The following is a 19,309-nucleotide window of genomic DNA, read 5'->3' on the forward strand; positions in this document are numbered from 1 at the left end:
CAACGCAGATCGATTTCCTACTCTTATCATATCCGCGTTCATCAGCGCTCATCCGCCCCCATCTGCGGTTGCAAAATTAGCTATTATTAAAACCAGTGTAAAGAATTATTGCAAACTATGAAACTCACCCGCATCGACCTCAACTCCTGGATTTTCCACATCGCCGGCCAAACCATCCTCGTCGATCCGTGGCTAATCGATCCTCTGGTATTTTACGGTCAACCCTGGCTGTTCACCGCCTACCACAACACTCCCGTCGCCTTCACGCCCGACACCTTACCGCCGATCGACCTTATCCTCATTTCCCAAGGCTTAGACGACCACTGTCACAGACCAACACTCGAAAAGCTCGATCGCACCATTCCCGCCATCGCCTCCCCCACCGCCGCCAAAGTCCTCAGCAGTTTGGGATACACCAATATCACATCTTTAGCCAATTGGCAAGAGTTTAAATTTAAAGAATTATTACAAATAATCGCCGTACCCGGAGCCGAAATCCAGCCCGGACAAGAAGAAAACGGCTATTTGTTAAAAGATTTAAACAGCGGCGAGACACTTTATTACGAACCGCACTTACCGCCCTTAGAAAAAGTCAAACAGAAAATAGACACGGTAGACGTAGCCATCGCCCCCGTCATCGGTCAAATCTTCCCATTCCTCGGACAAGTCATCATCGGCCCCAAAGAAGCCCTCAAACTCGCCGAAACTCTCAAACCGAAGTTTTTCTTACCGACAACTGCAGGAGATATCCGAGCCACCGGTATTTTACCAATGTTAGTGCGATCGATCGGCAGCATCCCCGAATTTCGCGATTTACTTGCAAAATCCGAACTCTCCACCCAACTCCTCGAACCAGAACCCGGACAAACCTTGGAGATTTTGGATTTGAGATTTTAGATTTTAGATTGATGTTCGATTGGAGATTTGAGATTTTTTAGATTGGAGATTGGAGATTCAATCCAAAATCCAAAATCCAAAATCTCAAATCTCAAATCTCAAATTATTTGGGTGGGCGACGGTTACGCAAAAACTCAGGAATATCTAATCCCAAATCTTGCGGTTTAATTTTCGTATCCTGCGTCTGTTGAGCAGGAGTCACAGGCACTGTTGCAGCCCGCCAAGGAGCATTCACATTTTGAGTGCGCCCCGGAACGGGAGGAGGCGGAACTTCTCCCGAAAAACCAGTAGCGATCACAGTAATCTTAATTTCTCCCTGAAGCCGCTCGTCAATCACCGCTCCAAAAATAATATTCGCATTCGGATCGACCACTTCGTAAATCGTCTCAGCCGCTGCATTCACCTCATGCAGAGTCATGTCAGTACCGCCAGTGATGTTAAACACCACACCTCTAGCGCCCTCAATAGACGAAGCTTCCAGCAGCGGCGAAGAAATAGCCTGCATCGCAGCCTCCCTAGCCCGCGACTTGCCCGAACCCACCCCGATGCCCATCAACGCCGAACCCGCATCTGCCATTACAGCCCGCACGTCAGCAAAGTCAACGTTCACCAAACCGGGAATCGTAATAATGTCAGAAATACCCTGAACCCCTTGGCGCAGGATATCGTCAGCAACTCGAAAAGCTTCTTGCACCGGCATTTGTTCCGAAATCACCGATAGCAGCTTGTCGTTAGGAATCACGATCAATGTATCCACCCGGGTTTGCAAAGCTGCAATCCCTTCCTCGGCTTGGCTGGTGCGCCGCCGTCCCTCAAACGTAAAAGGCCGCGTAACTATGCCCACAGTCAACGCGCCCATTTCCTTGGCTACTTCAGCGACAATCGGAGCCGCACCCGTGCCCGTACCGCCGCCCATGCCGGCTGTGATAAACACCAAATCCGCGTGATTCAAAGCATTAGCAACTTCGTCGCGAGATTCTTCTGCTGCCTTTTGTCCGATCGCCGGATTTCCTCCAGCACCCAAGCCGCGCGTCAACTTTTGTCCGACTTGCAAGCGTTTGGGAGCATTTGACAGCACCAGAGCTTGGGAATCGGTATTCACGCACCAAAACTCGACCCCAGAAATCTCGCTAGCAATCATCCGGTTAACGGCGTTGCCACCACCCCCGCCAACACCAATTACTTTGATTCTCGCGGCACTGCTGGGCATTATGTCTTTGGGATTCACCATAGGATCGATATCAATACTATCTACATTTACATAACCAGACTTGCGTCTAAACGGATTGGCGGAATCGAGAGCCACCGGAAAATTTTTTACTTCTTCCGAAGGGGGACTGTCTTGGTCAGACCCCTGTCTATTATTAAGCTTCATTAGAGTCGGGGATAGTAGATTACAGCTTTTTAACTTAACTAAACGCCAATTCACATCAACTATAGGCTAAAGTTGCCGAAAAACTAACACAGTTCGAGGCTGAATGTTAGCAATCTCGGATTTTGCGGAGTGTCGATCGCCCGTACCTCGCCCCTGGTCCATTCCGGCGCTCGTGCCTTCGGCATTTGTAGGGCTTTGCAGACGAACAAAAAATCGATACTAGCCGGAGACGCTTCTTGATGGGAAAAAAATCCTGATTTTTTTTTTCCTAAAGGGGCCGAATCAAACAATTGTCCCTATGTCAAGCCCTGCGTATCTATCCAGAGCGGTAAAAATTCTGCCGGATGACAGATAGTTTCTACCTTCTGTTGACAGAAAATCAATTCTGACCGCGAGTTGGTGGGGGACTTGCACTCTCCAAACTAGGGGGGGGTTCTGGCAAGTGGACGATCGGCGCTGCTGGATTTTTTAAGTCAATGTAGGCTATTTTGCTCGAATCTAGCTGTTTTGGCAATTGTCGCATTCGGTCTAAAACTTTCAGTTGAGTGCCTGTCAAGGAGGAACTGTACGGCCCTAAGTGTACGGTACCGATCTCGGTTTTCAAGATCAAGTTGCTGGGGTCTTGCCAATCTATCTCAAAAACTTTCACCGTCAAGCCGCTTAGTCCTTGGTAAAACTTCGGCCAAGAGGCGCGGTACTTTTCCAAAGGCCCGATGACTTTTAAAGTTGGCAAAGAATGCTGGGGCTGCCGGACTCGATCGCTGCCCGGTTCGATCGAACTATTGTGCGATCGCGCCGCTGCAGTATAGCTCTCCAACGGCATCCACCCCCCGCGAGCGTCCAGCCATCCCACTTTTTCCTTGTCGCTTTTGGATCTCAACATCGCCGTCGGCTGCGCCACCGCCACCGGCAGCCTTTCTGCCACTTCCACAGTCAAAGAAGGTGGAAACAAGTTACGAGTCACCTTTGCTTTGGCTATAGGGCCTGTTAACTCCATTTTTTCGGCCAGCGCCTGCGGTTGAATCCCCCACAACGACTGCGGGTAAGAAAGCGGCACCAAAGAGCGCACCGCCTTGTCTGAGAGCCACTGATTGCCCTCCACATTCACTTGTTCCGATCGGGCAATTAACCAAGTTGGCTGCGCCATCCACCACAACAAAAATGAGGCCATTGAGCTCGCAGCCAGGGTTTGCCACACCAAAGCCACCGCTCGATCGCGACGGAGACGCCGCAACTCTTGGCGCCTGCGCCCTAACTCTGTTTGAGAAACCGCTCCAAAACTAGCCATCTACCTCTTGACAATTTAGTAATTAAGGATTAGCACAAATTCAAAACTGTTTAATCTCGCGCACTGCAGACCCTTTCTCCCCTACCATTTAATCAGATCCCCGCAAAATTACCCAGAAGAAGTGCCAATCTCCGTAAAATCACTGATCTACCTAGGTAATTAAAACAGCTTAATTAAAAATTCCAAATTCCCGCGCCGCCCGGTTGATTAGCAGATAGAGGTTGTTTGGGTATTTAGGGCATTACCCCACAGGGCAAAAGGTGACAAATCAAACTAAACTCAAGGCAAGAAAGTTTAGACTTTCGATAAACTTTTATCACTTTTAGTCGGCTTCAATTGTGATCGCACTCGAATTAGACAGATTTTATAAAGCCTGCAACCCGAGCAAGACCCTCGTCGCGGGAGACCCTGGAGACTATCAATACTACATTGATTTTGGTTCCGTGCGCGGTGGCAAAATCATTGAATCTTTACAGCGAACAATTACCCGGATCTCCCCCGACGAGCCAACCTGTCAGCTATTTACAGGACATATCGGCTGCGGCAAATCTACCGAATTGTTTCGACTCAAAGCTGAACTCGAACAAGAGGGTTTTTGCGTTGTCTACTTCGAGTCTTCCCAAGACTTAGACATGGGGGATGTAGATATCAGCGATATTTTGCTGAGCATTGCGCGCCAAGTCAGCGAAACTATGGAAGCGGCCAAAATCAAACTCAGACCGAGCTATTTTTCTAATTTGTTTGCAGAAGTGGCAGAATTTTTGCAGACTCCGATCGATTTGTCAGCAGAAGCCGAGTTATCTGTAGGCATTGCTAGAGTTACTGCTAAAACTAAAGACTCTCCCAAACTGCGATCGCAACTCAGACAATATCTCGAACCCCGCACCAACAGCATCTTGCAGTCGATCAACGAAGAACTCCTCGACAGAGCAAATGCCGAACTCAAACACAAAGGCAAAAAAGGACTCGCAGTCATCGTTGACAACCTCGATCGCCTCGACCCCTCCCTCAAACCCAGCGGGCGCAGCCAGCCAGAATACCTCTTTTTAGACCGTGGCGAACAGTTGAAAAAACTCAATTGCCACGTCGTCTACACGATTCCCCTGACTTTGATTTTTTCCAACGACTTCGGCCGCCTCGCCAGTCGATTTGGAGTCAAACCCAAGGTAATGCCGATGGTACCGGTGCTCCGGCGATCGGGCGACGACCACAAGGAAGGAATGGCACTGCTGCGACAGTTAGTCTTAGCTAGAGCTTTCCCCACCGTCGATCCCGCTCAACGCATCGATTTAATTTCTAAAGTCTTTGATTGTCCCGAAACTTTAGACCGGCTCTGCAGGATTAGCGGCGGTCACGTTCGCAATCTACTGATGCTTTTGTATAGCTGTTTGCAGCACGAAGACCCCCCCTTCTCTCGCGAATGTCTTGAAGGCGTCATTCAAGAATATCGCGACGATCTTCTCGGAGCTATTAATGACACAGAATGGGAATTACTGTTTCAAGTTGTCAACCGACAAAGTGTAACCGGCGAAGAAGAATCTCAAATCTTGTTGCGAAGTATGTTTGTCTTTGAATACCGCGATTTAGAAGGTCGATGGTTTGGCATCAATCCAGCTTTAGCAGAAACCAGAAAATATCAAGAATGGCAGGAGCGCGATCGCCAAAAATAGTTGGGATTTTGGAGATTGCTTCCCAAATCTCCAAGCCCTCCCCCGCGAGGGATATATCAAGTTTTTAACTTCTCATTCACCGTTAAAAACTCCCAACTTTTGCAATCGAATAAAGCATCCAGTCAGCGGTTTTTGCCACTGGCTAATTTTTGTTGATTGCTGGGTGCGCGTCGCGACTTTGACGATACAAAAAAAAATTACCGCCACCAAGGACTTTCTCCAATCTCTACTCTCATATCTGCAAGGCCAGACCCCTATATAGCCTCTCTCAAAAAGGTGAGGTTGAGATTTTAGATACTTCGGCTTCGCTCACTACAAGTTTTAGATTGAGGGATTGAGGGATTGAGGGATTGAGGGATTGATACCTCATCGAGAGTGAGAAGTGCCATATAGCGGTTATCACTCCTATAGCCCTATGCCCTATGCCCTATGCCCTATGCCCTATGCCCTATCCCGGATAGTACCTCATAACAGAGCACAGAAAGGCTATATCTATTTTTACCTGTTGCTCTTAGTCCCAACTAATCCCATCGCGGACTACAATTGTTATAGCTTTTATTTCTGAATTCGTGCTACACATTGAGTAGGGTTGTTTGCTAATAGCTGATTGCCGGTCTTGCTCATAAATTGAGGGTGGATATTTACGGTATATAGTAGTTTATCTGTAGCCGAGAAAAATCAAATTAAGCTAACTTGAATTTTTACTGTCAAGTTTCGCATTCTCGGAGATACAGAGGTATGATGTGTTTAGATTCAACATAAAGAATGTGTAAATTTTCATAAAAGCAGTACGACAAACTACGTATTACTACATATATAAGGCGCCAGACAGGAACGAGCATCTCTAAGTAGATACGGTTTCAGTCACGATCGGCGATCGCTAGGTAATTGATTTCTGCAACAGGGGTGCACGCATGACCGATCTGCTTAAACTACAACAAACTGCCAGCTACAACGAGCGATCGCTCAAAACTCTGGTACGATCCATCGCCATGTCTCAGCAGCAATTTTCGCTAATTTTGGTGCGCTGCAACTACGAACAGTTGCGGCAGCGCTGGGCGCAGCGGCTGCGAGAAATGTCCCCAGTTCCAATTCAAGATATTGTCCTGCCAGCATCCGTCAAAACCCTCTACACTAATCTGGTGGCCAACACGTTACCGAGCGGGTCTTCGGCTGTTGGTTCCGCCTCGGCATTGATGGTATTCGGTTTAGAAACAGTCGTGGCGATCGACGAACTGATGGCCTCTACCAATCAAGTGCGAGACGAATTTCGCAAAAACTTTACCTGTCCAGTGATCCTGTGGGTAACAGATGACATTGTGACCAAAATGATTCGTCTCGCCCCGGATTTCAAAAGTTGGGCCGCCGCCACAATTAAATTTGAATTGGCCGTTGATGAATTAATTCATTTCCTGACTGCGCGAGCCGATACGATATTTAAAGTAGGCGAACTCGATCGAGAATTGGGCAGCAGCACCGCCAGCACCCTCGCTACTTTTGCCAGCGACGAAACCGACTGGGAACAACGCGCACGGGTGGAGAGCAAAATCAGCCCCGCAGAACGCTTTTTCAGCTTTACTTCTCAACCCCAAAACACGCGAAAATCAGAGGTTCACTCCTATTCGCCCTTGAGTCCCGGCAATACCCTCGATTTGGCGATCGGCTCTTTGTCGCGCCGAGAACTAGAATTAGCTTTAAGAGACTTACAAAATCGCGGTCAAGAACTAGAACCAGCCCTCAAAGCCAGCCTGCAATTCGTTCTCGGTCGAGATTACTATGTCAGCGACAAAACCGAAACAGCGTTAATTCACTACCAAGAAAGCTTAATATTTTGGCAGCAGCAAACCGGCAACTGGGAACTTGCTAACTGGGAACATTCCGAAAACCGAAAAACCATCCCCTCATCCTTATTGAATCCTGTCCCCAACATCTTATTTTTAGAGAGAGAAGGGATAGTGCTGTTTCACATAGCTTTGTGTCACCGCCTGCAAGCAGCCAGAAATCCGGTAGCCAACCGCCACCACTGGGAACAAGCTTGGATTAGCCTGGAACAATCTAGAAACGCTTTTTCTCTGGCTTCGCGCCCCGAATTAGTCGCTGAGGTGACAGCACACCTCGGACAAGTGCTGCAGCGCTTGAAAGCTTGGGGAGAGTTGCAAGCATTAGCTGAAAATTCTTTGCAGTTGCACTTCACCTACGGTACTCCCAGCCAACTAGCTCAAGATTACGGCTTTTTGGCGGAAGTTGCGCTGCAACAGTCGAGGTGGAGTCAAGCCCGCCAGCTAGCCGAATTGGCTTTGGCGATTTTGGATCAAACCCCTAACGATTTGAGATTGTTGATAGAAGATTTGAGATTGGGGTTTGAGGGAAATTACCCAGAATTTGTAGGTACTAGCGAGTCTAGTAACGAACCCAAATCTAAAATCCAACATCCCAAATCCGATCGCAGTTCGTATCTTTTACTGTTGGCCCAAAGTTTGCGGCAGCTAGGCCAGTGGGAAGCGGCGGTGCATTCTTTGGAGTTGGCTCAAACTCAAAGCGAGCCGAAGTACGACCCCCGCCTTTATATTGATATTTTGACCGAACTGCAAGCGGTTTATTTCCAGCAGGGAGAGTATCTCAAAGCTTTTCGGATTAAGAAAAACCAGCGATCGATCGAATATCAATACGGATTTAGAGCTTTTATCGGAGCCAGCCAATTGCAGCAGCAGCGACAAGCCGTCAATCCTTCGAGCCCCTCAGCTCAAAATCAAGCGGCGATTGCAGCTTCCATGACAGCTTACTCCCGCCAAAAAGATATCAATAACTTGCTAGAAAGAATTAGCAGGGACGACCATAAATTAACTATTATTCACGGGCCCAGCGGCGTCGGAAAAAGTTCTCTAGTCAACGCCGGCTTAGTACCGGCTTTGAAAAATATTACTCCGGGCGCGCGCGATACCTTGCCCGTAGTAGTCAAAGTTTACAGCGACTGGCTGATGGAATTAGAAAAGGCTTTGAACTGCGCTCTGTACGACAAACAAGCCGAAGAAGAAAGGAAATTAATCGCCAAAGGGGTACAGGAAATCGACAAAAAAAGTTGCTCGGTTGTCTCAGATCGCCCATCGGAAAACTCATCTTTCATTATAGAGCAGTTGCGCGAAAATGCGGAAAATAATTTGTTGACCGTGCTGATTTTCGATCAATTTGAAGAATTTTTCTTTGTTTCGACTTCCGTGGCACAAAGGCAACTTTTTTATAACTTTTTGCGATTGTTTTTAAATCTGCCTTATGTCAAGATAATTTTGTGTCTGCGCGAAGATTATTTGCACTATTTGCTGGATTGCGATCGCTTCCCAGACCTCGACGCTATTAACAATAATATCCTCGACAAAGGTATTCGCTACCAACTGCGAAGTTTTTCGATGAAAGACGCGCGAGCCGTGATCGGACACTTAACAGAACGGGCAGAATATTATTTAGAGCCGTCACTGATCGATGCCTTTGTTAAAGATTTAGCAGACGAACTGCAAGAAGTGCGACCGATCGAATTGCAGGTAGTAGGAGCGCAACTGCAAGAAGAAGGGATTACAAGTCTAGCACAATACCAGCAATTGGGCGACAATCCCAAGGCAGAATTAGTCAAGCGATCGCTCGAAGGAGTCATCTCAGACTGCGGCCTGGTGAACGAAGATGCAGCTTGGAAAATCTTGTTTTCCCTGACAGATGAAAGAGGCGTGCGTTTGATTAAAACCAAACACGAACTATCGTTAGTGACAGGCCAGCAGCCCGCAGCAGACGAAGAAAATGAATTGTTGGCCGGCAGTACGAGCCGAATTCCCTTACAAATAAAATTCGCCGAAAAACCCAAAAACACACAAAATAAAACCGACAATCTCGAATTAATTTTAGACATTTTAGTCGGTCACGGTTTACTATTTCTGCTGCGGGAAGCGCCAGAAGACCGCTATCAATTGGTACACGACTATTTAGTGCGGCCGATCCGCCAAAGATTCGGCTTAGAAGCCAGACTGTACAAAGCAGAAGCCGACAAAAAGATGAGTCAAGCACAGCTCTACAGAGCTAATACTTTTCTGAAACAACTGCTGGGAGTAGCAGCGATCGGCGTACTGCTGCTGACGAGTTCCACCATCGCCGCTGTAAACTTTTGGTGGCGCGCCGTCGGTCAAAAACAGGTAGCTGTCGCTCAAACTCAGCGAGCCGAAATCAGTACCCTGACAGCAGCTTCTGAAGCCCTTTATTTTTCAAACAACAAATTTGACGCGATGATGGAAAGCTTGAGAGCGGGTAAAAAGTGGAGACAGATCGAACACTCCCAAGAAATACACGCGCTCAAGGACACCGAAATTCTGATTGCTGCTGCCCTCCAACAGGCCGTTTACGGTGTCAAAGAACTTAACCGCTTGGAGGGACACGGCGATGTAGTTTGGGGTCTGAGTTTCAGTCCAGACGGTCAAACAATAGCTTCGGCGAGCGTAGATAAAACTGTCAAACTTTGGAAAAATGACGGCACTTTGCTGGCAACTTTCAAGGGTCACACTAACAGCGTCGCCAGTGTCGTTTTCAGTCCAGACAGTAAAACGATCGCCTCAGCAAGTTTAGATAAAACTGTCAAACTTTGGAAAAATGACGGCACTTTGCTGGCAACTTTTATAGGTCACACTGATAGCGTTACTAGCGTTGCTTTTAGCCCCGACGGGGAGACGATCGCCAGTGCATCAAGAGACAAAACAGTTAAACTGTGGAAAACTGACGGTACGCTGCTGCGGACGATCGAACAAATAGCTCCGGTAAATTGGCTCAGCTTCAGTCGGGACGGGAAAATAGTAGCTGTGGCGAGCGATGACGGTACTGTTAAACTGTGGAGTTCTGACGGCAGGTTAATCGCGACTCTGTGGCACAGCGAAAACAGAAAACCTTCAAAAGTTTACACCGTCAGTTTCTCCCCCGACGGTAAATTGTTGGCCAGTGGCGGTGAAGACACAACGGTAAAAATCTGGAACATCGCTGCACTAACACTCCCAGGAACCAAAAAAAAATCAACACAGGCTAGCGGCGAACTGCTAGCAACTTTGCGGGGACACAGCAAGTGGGTATTTGGGGTTAGTTTTTCCCCCGACGGACAAACACTGGCTTCTGGAAGTGCAGACGCAACTGTCAAACTTTGGAATCTGGCTAATGTGGGTGACAAACGTCTCGCGGATGCTAGCAATATTAAACCGGAAAGCCGCTTGCTGAGAACTTTTGAGGGACACGCCGATCGAGTTACTCAGGTGAGTTTTAGCCCAGACGGCAAAACCCTGGCTTCGGCAAGTTTTGACAAAACAGTCAGGCTGTGGCGGATCGATGACGTGCCGCTAAAAACCCTCGACGGACACCAAAACCGGGTGCAAAGCGTGACTTTCAGCCCCGACGGCCAAAGGCTGGCTTCGGCTTCTACGGACAAAACTATCAAAATTTGGAGCCGCACGGGGGTTTTGCTGGAAACCTTGGAGGGACACACTCAGAAAATCTCCAGCGTCAGTTTCAGTCCCGACGGACAGCTACTAGCTTCTGGGAGTTACGACAAAACGGTGAAAGTCTGGAGTCTTAAAGGTGATGGCGTCAGTAATAGTATTGTCCCTTGTCCTTCTGCTCCGCTGTTCCCCTGTTCGCCTTCTGTGCTGTTCACTCTTGACGGGCACAGCGACAGTGTGATGAGTGTGAGTTTTAGCCCCGACAGCGAGATTGTTGCTTCGGCGAGCAAGGACAAGACTGTGAAACTCTGGACGAGAAACGGCCGGTTGATTAAGACTTTGACTGGACACAAAGGTTGGGTGACTGGGGTGGCTTTCAGTCCCGACGGAGAGATGCTGGCTTCGGCGAGCGATGACGGTACTGTCAAACTCTGGAATCGGGACGGCGGTTTACTGAGGACTTTTGAAGGGGCTCACAACAGTTTTGTCTTGGGGGTTGCTTTTAGCCCTGATGGCAAAATGCTGGCTTCGGCTGGTTACGACAATTCGGTGAAGCTGTGGAAGGTGGACGGGACTTTGGTGGCGACGCTGCTGAAGGGTTCTAGCGATAGCGTGACTAGCGTGAGTTTTAGCCCGGACGGTTTGTTGGTTGCTTCGGGCAGTTACGATCGCAAGGTGAAGTTGTGGAGCCGCAGCGGGACTTTGCTGAAAACTTTGACGGGCCACAGGGATAGTGTGATGAGCGTGAGTTTTAGCCCGGATGGGAAGGTTCTGGCTTCAGCGGGGCGGGACAATCGGGTGATTTTGTGGAATTTGGATCTTGATGATTTGCTGGTGAGGGGCTGCGATTGGGTTGGTGATTATCTCAGAACTAATCCTAATGTGAGCTCGCGCGATCGGCGTTTGTGCGAGGGGGTGGTGGCAAAATCTCAGTTTTAATCTGAAGGAAGAAGGAAGAGGGAAGTTCGGCAACGGATTCGCTCCACGGATGTAACGGATGTAACAGATTTCAGTCCGATGGAAAAGGGCTATAAGGGCTTCGCTCAGGGTGAAAAGAGGGAAGAGGAAAGAAGAAAGAGGGATTCCACACTTTCTTCCCCCAACTCTTCCCCTTGCTCTCGCCTTCCTGTAAAGTAAATAATTGTAAAGAAATATTAGTTTTCTCTTATCCCTTGGTTAAGACCGCCAGCTACCATTGATACCTGAATTAGAAATTCCTATGTCACAGCTTTTCCCCCGCAAATTTCTAGCCTCTGCTGCTGCCTTTTTCCTGGCTTTGTCCCTGTGGACGATCGCACCTGTGGCCCACGCTTTCAACAATCCCGATTTGTTGCCAGAAATTCAGACACCAATCATTGACCTAGCTAAAGCCCTTACGGATATTGAAGAAGAGGATTTGGCAAAAAATTTAAATGAATTTGAGACGGAAACCGGCTGGAAGCTGCGAGTGCTGACTCAGTACGATCGCACGCCCGGTTTAGCCGTCAAAAGTTATTGGGGCTTGGATAGCAAAAGCGTGCTGCTAGTTGCTGACCCCCGAGGTGGCAATTTGCTCAATTTTAATGTGGGCGACTCACTGTATCCGCTGCTGCCGCGCAGTTTTTGGGTAGAACTGCAAACTCGCTACGGCAATCAGTTTTTTGTCCGGGAGAATGGCGAAGATCGATCGATCATTGAATCTTTAGAGTCGATACAAGGCTGTTTGCGTCAGGGCGGGTGTCGTGTGGTTCCCGGTTTGCCGAGGGAACAGTGGGTTCTGACATTAATTTCATCGGTGCTCGGCGGGGTGATCTGCGGGTTTGCCGCTCAGCCCCGGAAACCCGGACAGCTTGTGGCTTGGCAGTGGGCGCTGATTTTTTCGCCGCTGTGGGGGATTCTGTTTTTGGCTTTCGGAATTGGGCCTGTGGTGACTCGGACTTCTGACTGGTTGCCTTTGACTCGAAATGTGGCCGGTTTTGCGATCGGGGCTTTGGTAGCATTCTTAACTCCGGTTTTGGGCAAGTCTCCTTCTGAGGAAAATTAGTTTGGCAGTTGGCAGTTGGCAGTCGGCAGTCGGCAGTTGGCAGTTGGCAGTTGGCAGTTGGCAGTCGGCAGTCGGTAGGGGCGGTGGATGGTGCGTGCCCGCCCTCTTAGTCAACAGTCAACTGACAACAGTCAACTATCAACTGACAAAAAGCTGGTAAGCTGATACTTGATAATTCACAGGCGACAGCTATCCAACAAATGGAATGGCACGTAAGCGATGCCCAGAGTCTGGGATTAATCGATAGCGAAATTGGCGACCACGGTTTTTCAGCGGCGGAGTACGAAATAGTCCGGCGCGTGATCTATGCGACTGCTGATTTTGAGTACAAGTCTTTAATTAGTTTTTCCGATCAGGCTTTGCAAGCCGGGGCGGCTGCTTTGGCTGCTCGAACTACGATCGTAGTAGATGTGCCGATGGTTCAGGTGGGCATTACGCCACAAATTCAAAGTACCTTTGCTAATCCGGTTTATTGTTCGATGGAGGCTTTGACGCGCCCTCAAAAGGAAAAGACGCGGGCGGCTTGGGGGATTGAAACTTTGGCTAAACGCTATCCTGAAGGGATTTTTGTCGTCGGCCAGGCTCAAACTGCTTTGTCGGCCCTCGTCGATTTGATTGAGGCTGAGGAAATTCGACCGGCTTTGGTGATTGGGACTCCTTCAGGGTTTGTGGGGGTTGATGTGGCTAAGTCGCGGCTGCACGATTCGATGGTTCCTCACATTCGGATTGAGGGGCGCAAGGGTTCGGCGGTGGTGGCTGTGGCGATTATGAACGGGTTGGTGGATTTGGCTTGGCAAGCCTACGGTCAAGAGGGGAACAGTTGAGAGTTGACAATTAACTAATTCTCAGTGTCAAGCCCTTGTCATTATCCCAAAATCTGCCTAGAAATTGATCGATATTCAGTTTTTTTTCACAGGACTTGCGCCATGAGACAGGGGTTTTCAACCCCTGACTGGTTTCTTCGATATTGATGCCTAATTGCTATTAGATTTATTACCTCCAAGGCAGTCGCAGCTAGATTTTTCCTGGTAGATTCTTCAATTTTGCGCCCAACAAAATCACCAACCCTACACCAATTCCCGCACCGAAACTGATTAACAATACCATCACAAAAGGCGGAATTTCTGTATTGCTTAATGGTATGTAAAATTTGCGATCGGGCGGGTCTTGTTTTATCAAATAAGGCGCGCCGCTAGCCACTACGCCCACAACTCCTAAACCAAAACCTACTATTTGAATTGTTGCTTCTAATTTTGCGTCGCGATAGGCTTCTTCTATAGCCACTACGCCTCTAATTGCTTCCATCGTCTTGTCTAGCAAGCCGGTGCCGTGTTTGAAATAGCCTAAGTCAAATTTGATTTGTTCGCTGAACTGCGGGCAAGTTTCTTTGCTGAATAATTCGAGCAAGCTCAAATCGGCATCACTATTATTATAATTTTTTTGAGCCTTGATGTCAAGACTTATTCGATCTAATTTTTTTTGGTAATTTTGGGCGTTAATGGCGATCGTATTTTGCCGATTTTCCAGATCGATCGGCAATCGAGTATACTCTACAGCGCGCGGTGGCATCTCAATTGTCTGACTTTCCAGATACTCTAATTCCTTGGGCTTTAAACCCGCAATCTAGCATCAGCTATCAGCGAGAGAGACTACAGGTTTTCGGAGTAAAAACCCGGTTTCTGGGTGAGTGGCTGGGGTTGAAGAAACCGCGTTTTTATGGATGTTTAGGGTTGGTGGTGAATGTTTGGGAGAAAAACCCGGTTTCTGGGTGGCTGGGGTTGGGGAATTTGTTGTTTAATAATCGGCGGTTCGTCTTTTGACTTCTCTGTTTTGATTGTTGGTATCCCGCCCTTTTTTTCTACCTTTTTTAATTTGCTGGCTCATTTCTACAAACAAATCTCTGCGTAAATAAGGATAGTCGCTTACCCACACGTCGCGGCTGGGTATGTAAATGTCGGAAACTTTGGCAATTGTACCCAAGTCTTCTATATCTGACATGATTAACATTAATGCTGCTTGGCCGGGAACAATTCCCTGATGTTCCTTGCGTAAGGGAGCTCGCAGTGTGGTAGTAAATCCGGTTTTGTCGCCAATTTCTAAGTTGATTCGGGGTTCTAGGTTGTCGATTATTACGAGTTGTCCTTTTTGATTGACTGTTTCTTCTTGACTTGTGATTTCATCTGTGATATAAATATCCAAAATTCGTCCTTGCCAAAAACCACAATATTTATGTTTGCGGCATTGTGCATTCCGCAAACTTGCCCACAAAATCGGGCCCCACAGCCAGTACAAACCTGCGATCAATCCGGTAATTAAAACTAGGGGCCCGACATCGGAACCGACGAAGCTATAGATGACTAGCACCAAAATTACGCTGACTGCTGAGATTAACATTCGCCTGAGAAAGTCGGGGGGTTTTCCCCACATATATTTGTATTGCACTCCGGTGGCGACGGCGGGAATTAGTTCTTGAAATGTTTCGCGGGTTAAGGGAATTAGCATAGGAAGAAGGAAGAAGGAAGAAGGAAGAAGGAAGAGGGAAGAAGGAAGAAGGAAGAGGGAAGAAGGAAGAAGGAAGAAGTTATTGGTTATTGGTTATGGGTTATGGGTTATTGGTTATTAGTGCTGTCCCGGCTGAGCTTTCCGTCCAATGTCATAAGGAAGAGGGAAGAGGGAATAAGTTAATTACCCTACAATAACTCGATCCCCCCTAGCCCCCCTTCTTAAGGGGGGGACAAGATTCCGATCGAAGTTCCTCTTTTTAAGGGAGATTTAGGGGGTTCTAGACTTGGCCATAAGGGAGATTCATCAAAGGTTTAAGGCGATTATCAAAACTAATAATAACTATCAACTGACAACTGACAACTGACAACTGACAACTAACAACTAACAACTAACAACTGACAACTGTCAACTGACAACTAATTACAGGATTTTTTCTAATCCGTAAACGAGCGATCGCAATTCTATGATTTTTCGCACTGATAACAAAACTCCGGGCATATAACAAGCGCGATCGCTCGTATCGTGTCGTAATGTATAAACTTGACCAGGGCCGCCAAAAATTACTTCTTGGTGGGCAATTAAACCGGGTAAACGGATGCTGTGAATCCGAATTCCTTCGTCTGCTAAAGAGCCTCTGGCACCGGGCAATTTTTCGGTTTCTTCTACTTGGGCGGGATTGAACGTTTTCCCCATTTCTGCTAGCATTTGGGCGGTTTGGATGGCTGTGCCGCTGGGTGCGTCGGCTTTTTGATTGTGGTGGAGTTCGATAATTTCTACGTGTTCAAAATATTGAGATGCGGTGACGGCGGCTTGTTGCAGCAGCACCATGCCGATCGAGAAATTGGGTACAATCAAACAACCTATGCTGGCTTTGTCGGCAAATTCCGCGAGGTTTTGAATTTGGGCGGTACTCAATCCGGTAGTGCCTACTACGGGCCGTATACCGTAAGCAATAGCCGATCGCACGTTTTCGTAAACTGACTTTGGGTGCGTAAAGTCCACCATCACGCCTAACTGCTTTTCCTGAGCGGCTAAGGCCAGCATTCCTTGCAAGTCGTCGGTGATGGGAACTTCTAACGGGCCGCACCCGGCTAATTCTCCCGCATCGGCGTTGAGGGACTCAGGAGAGCGGTCTACAGCGCCAAATAAGGTCATGTCGCTAGCACTGGCGATCGCCTTAATTACTTCGCGGCCCATCTTGCCGCCAGCACCGTTAACAATCACCGGAATCGGAAGTTGATTGGCCATAATCTCAAAAATATCCAGAAAGTTCGATCGACTAAATTTTAACGCTTGTGGAAACTTGTGGAAACTTGGGGAAACGGAGGAATCCCAGACAGCACTTTTCGGCAGATACGATTCAAACCCAGTTTCCCATCCGAGAAATACTTAACCAAATCGATTAATTAGCTTAAATAAACTCGGTTTCGGCACAAGTTCTGAAAAAATTATACTCAATCTCATAATAAGCTCAATTCTGTAAGAACAAACTTGTGGTTAGCTTTATTTGCACCCGTATATCTTTGCTGTGACTGCCAAATTTTCTCGAAATCTTTGTTCTGTACTGTCTCTCGCAACTGGCCTGAACCGGAGTTCTCAAGGCCGGCGGGTCAGGATTTTGCCTGCTTTGTTGGCAGGCGCAACTGTAACGCTGCTGAATACGGGAGCTCAGCGGTTGGGATGGTATCAAAGCTTGGAATTGGGAACTTTTGACTCGTTGGTGCGCTTGGAGCCGGATGCGGGCCCAGATCCGCGGATGCTGATAGTGGGAATTTCTGAGGCGGATATTCAAACTCTGGGGAGGTTTCCGATTTCCGACGGGGCGATCGCCAAAACCTTGACAAAACTCCAAAAGTACCAGCCAAAAGTCATCGGTTTGGACTTGTACCGCGATTTGCCTCAAGCCCCCGGACACCAAGAATTGCTGGCGGAGCTCAAGGCGCCGAATCTGGTGGCGATTACTAAATTGAACGATTCAGACAGTGGGGGAGTGCCCGCCCCTCCGGGGATGCCGCCGGATCGGGTGGGTTTTAATGACTTTTTACTCGACGCTGACGGGGTGGTGCGCCGCAATTTGCTCTCAGTCGCGAAACCCGACAATACTGCTGCTGCTTCCTCGTTTTCTTTGCAAGTGGCTTCGCTGTATCTCAAGGACAAGCTGCAGCCGACAGATAGCCGTGTCAATCCCCATCAAATCAACTGGGGGAAAGCAAAATTTGTGCCTTTAGCATCTGACAGCGGTGGCTATGCAAATCTTGATGCTAGAGGCTACCAAATTCTGCTCAAATACCGTTCTGCTGTTGGGGTGGCGCGACAAGTCAGTATCCTGCAAGTATTGAAGGGCGAAATTGATCCGAGTTGGGTAAAGGACAAGATTGTGCTGATCGGGACGACTGCACCGAGTACCAGAGATGTGTTTCTCACGCCCTACAGCCCGGTTAAAAAGCAAAATCCGAAAATGCCGGGGGTGTTGCTGCACGCTCAAATGCTCAGCCAAATATTGACTGCTGTTTTGCAGGGGCGATCGGTGTTTTGGGTGTGGCCAGAATGGGCAGAAATTCTGTGGAATGCTGCTTGGGCGGTGCTGGGCGGGCTTGTGGCTTGGCGGATTCACCACCCATTGCGGGCGGGATTGGTTGTGGGTGCGGCTTTGGTGGGGCTGTTGGGGATTAGTTTTTTGATTTTTACTGAGGGTGGGTGGGTGCCGCTGGTGTCGCCGGCTGTGGGTTTGGTGGTGACTGGTGCGGGGTTGAGCGCTTACAGGAAGCTTTACGATGCTTTTCACGACTCTCTGACTGGTTTGCCGAATCGGGATTTGTTTGTAGAGTGTTTGGGGCGGGCGATCGTCAATACTAGGCACCACCGCAGCTATCTGTTTGCGGTGCTTTTTTTGGATTTAGACCGATTTAAGGTGATTAATGATTCTTTGGGTAATTTGGTGGGGGATGAGTTGCTGATGGCGGTGGTGGTGCGGTTGCAGGCGAGTGTCAGCATGGCGGATACTGTGGCGCGGGTGGGGGGCGACGATTTTGCAATTTTGGTGAGGAATGTTGATGCCCAGAGTGCGGTGGATTTGGCCGATCGCATTCATCAAGCTTTAATTGTGCCTTTTGAACTCGGAGGCCAGGAAGTGTTTGTCACTGCTAGCATCGGGATTGCGGTGGGTGGCCAACCCGCACTCGCCGCCCGGGAACAGCCGGAACACTTGCTGCGGGACGCTCACACGGCGATGTACCGGGCTAAGGCTTTGGGAACGGGAAGGTATCAGGTGTTTAATGCTGCGATGCACGATTTGGCGTTGGAGAGGTTGCAGTTGGAGACGGATTTGCGGATGGCTGTAAAACGTCGGGAGTTTTTGCTTTACTACCAGCCGTTTGTGTCTTTAGCCAGCGGCAGGATTATTGGGTTTGAGGCTTTGGTGCGCTGGCAGCACCCGCAGCGGGGCTTGATTTCGCCGGTTAAGTTTATTCCGGTGGCTGAGGAAACGGGGGCGATTGTGCCGCTGGGCGAGTGGGTTTTGGAGGAGGCTTGTCGGCAGTTGCGGCTGTGGGAGGGAATGTTTGATTTCGATCGACCTTTGATTATGAGTGTAAATTTATCTGGGAAGCAGTTTGCTCAGCCGGATTTGATCGATCGCATTCGGGCTATTTTGGGAACAACGGGTTTGAGTGCTCAGAGTTTGAAGTTGGAGATTACTGAGAGTGTGGTGATGGATGATGTGGAGTCGGCGATCGCGGTTTTAAAGGAGATGAAAGCGCTTAATGTCAAGTTGGGAATTGATGATTTTGGTACTGGTTATTCGTCGTTGAGTTATTTGAGTCGGTTTCCTACGGATACTTTGAAGGTTGATAAGTCGTTTGTGGGGCTGATGGAGCTCGAAAGCGAGGGGGAAAATGTGGCGATCGTGCGGACGATTGTGGCGCTGGCGCACGCTTTGGGGATGGATGTGATTGCTGAGGGTGTGGAGACGGCGGCACAATTAGCTCGGTTAAGGGCGATCGGCTGCGAATACGGTCAAGGTTATTTTTTTGCTAAGCCTTTACCGAGCGAGGCTGCGACTGCTTTGATGGCTTCTGAGCCGCAGTGGTAGTTGTG

At 48.6% G+C, this 19,309-nt stretch carries 12 protein-coding genes; 7 read left to right on the forward strand and 5 right to left on the reverse strand.

Translation table 11 applies throughout. The features are described from left to right. Positions 1–117 precede the first annotated feature (117 nt). Entirely contained in the window at positions 118–897 is a 780-nt protein-coding gene (locus QUA01_RS16600) for an MBL fold metallo-hydrolase (RefSeq protein WP_333091057.1), read from the forward strand. Positions 898–1,000: 103 nt separating this feature from the next. Here QUA01_RS16600 and ftsZ read toward each other — a convergent pair whose 3' ends face one another. Both ftsZ and QUA01_RS16610 read right to left on the reverse strand, forming a co-directional pair. Then, entirely contained in the window at positions 1,001–2,272 is a 1,272-nt protein-coding gene (gene ftsZ, locus QUA01_RS16605) for a cell division protein FtsZ (protein WP_194008792.1), read from the reverse strand. A gap of 379 nt (positions 2,273–2,651) precedes the next feature. After that, on the reverse strand, positions 2,652–3,560 hold the full coding sequence (locus QUA01_RS16610) for a cell division protein FtsQ/DivIB (protein ID WP_333091058.1): 909 nt from the start codon (positions 3,558–3,560) through the stop codon (positions 2,652–2,654). 338 nt (positions 3,561–3,898) lie between these two features. On the opposite strand from QUA01_RS16610, the gene QUA01_RS16615 reads away from it, so the two are divergent. The 5 genes from QUA01_RS16615 (at position 3,899) to QUA01_RS16635 (ending at position 13,533) form a co-directional block, all read left to right on the forward strand. After that, complete coding sequence (locus QUA01_RS16615) at positions 3,899–5,230, forward strand: P-loop NTPase fold protein (RefSeq protein ID WP_194008789.1); 1,332 nt, start codon at positions 3,899–3,901, stop codon at positions 5,228–5,230. A 914-nt stretch (positions 5,231–6,144) separates the two neighbouring features. Then, entirely contained in the window at positions 6,145–11,625 is a 5,481-nt protein-coding gene (locus tag QUA01_RS16620) for an nSTAND1 domain-containing NTPase (protein WP_333091060.1), read from the forward strand. 280 nt (positions 11,626–11,905) lie between these two features. Beyond that, a complete protein-coding gene (locus QUA01_RS16625) occupies positions 11,906–12,709 on the forward strand; it encodes a TPM domain-containing protein (RefSeq protein ID WP_333091061.1) in 804 nt (267 codons plus the stop codon). 1 nt (position 12,710) lies between these two features. Further along, entirely contained in the window at positions 12,711–12,869 is a 159-nt protein-coding gene (locus QUA01_RS16630) for a hypothetical protein (RefSeq protein WP_333091063.1), read from the forward strand. 40 nt (positions 12,870–12,909) lie between these two features. Continuing rightward, complete coding sequence (locus tag QUA01_RS16635) at positions 12,910–13,533, forward strand: precorrin-8X methylmutase (RefSeq protein ID WP_194071137.1); 624 nt, start codon at positions 12,910–12,912, stop codon at positions 13,531–13,533. A gap of 190 nt (positions 13,534–13,723) precedes the next feature. Here QUA01_RS16635 and QUA01_RS16640 read toward each other — a convergent pair whose 3' ends face one another. The 3 genes from QUA01_RS16640 to dapB form a co-directional block, all read right to left on the reverse strand. Next, the gene (locus QUA01_RS16640) at positions 13,724–14,278 is read right to left on the reverse strand and encodes a hypothetical protein (RefSeq protein ID WP_194071136.1); all 555 of its coding nucleotides are present in this window, start codon (positions 14,276–14,278) and stop codon (positions 13,724–13,726) included. A gap of 225 nt (positions 14,279–14,503) precedes the next feature. Beyond that, complete coding sequence (locus tag QUA01_RS16645; protein WP_194071134.1) at positions 14,504–15,211, reverse strand: phosphate ABC transporter permease; 708 nt, start codon at positions 15,209–15,211, stop codon at positions 14,504–14,506. A 423-nt stretch (positions 15,212–15,634) separates the two neighbouring features. Beyond that, positions 15,635–16,462: a 4-hydroxy-tetrahydrodipicolinate reductase gene (gene dapB / locus QUA01_RS16650; RefSeq protein WP_194071140.1), complete on the reverse strand. Its 828-nt coding sequence runs from the start codon at positions 16,460–16,462 to the stop codon at positions 15,635–15,637. 370 nt (positions 16,463–16,832) lie between these two features. On the opposite strand from dapB, the gene QUA01_RS16655 reads away from it, so the two are divergent. Continuing rightward, positions 16,833–19,304, forward strand: coding sequence for an EAL domain-containing protein (locus QUA01_RS16655; RefSeq protein ID WP_228050395.1), 2,472 nt, complete (start codon positions 16,833–16,835; stop codon positions 19,302–19,304). Positions 19,305–19,309: the final 5 nt, after the last annotated feature.

It is taken from the genome of Microcoleus sp. S36a_B3 (genome assembly GCF_036700745.1).
Classification (GTDB): Bacteria; Cyanobacteriota; Cyanobacteriia; order Cyanobacteriales; family Microcoleaceae; genus Microcoleus.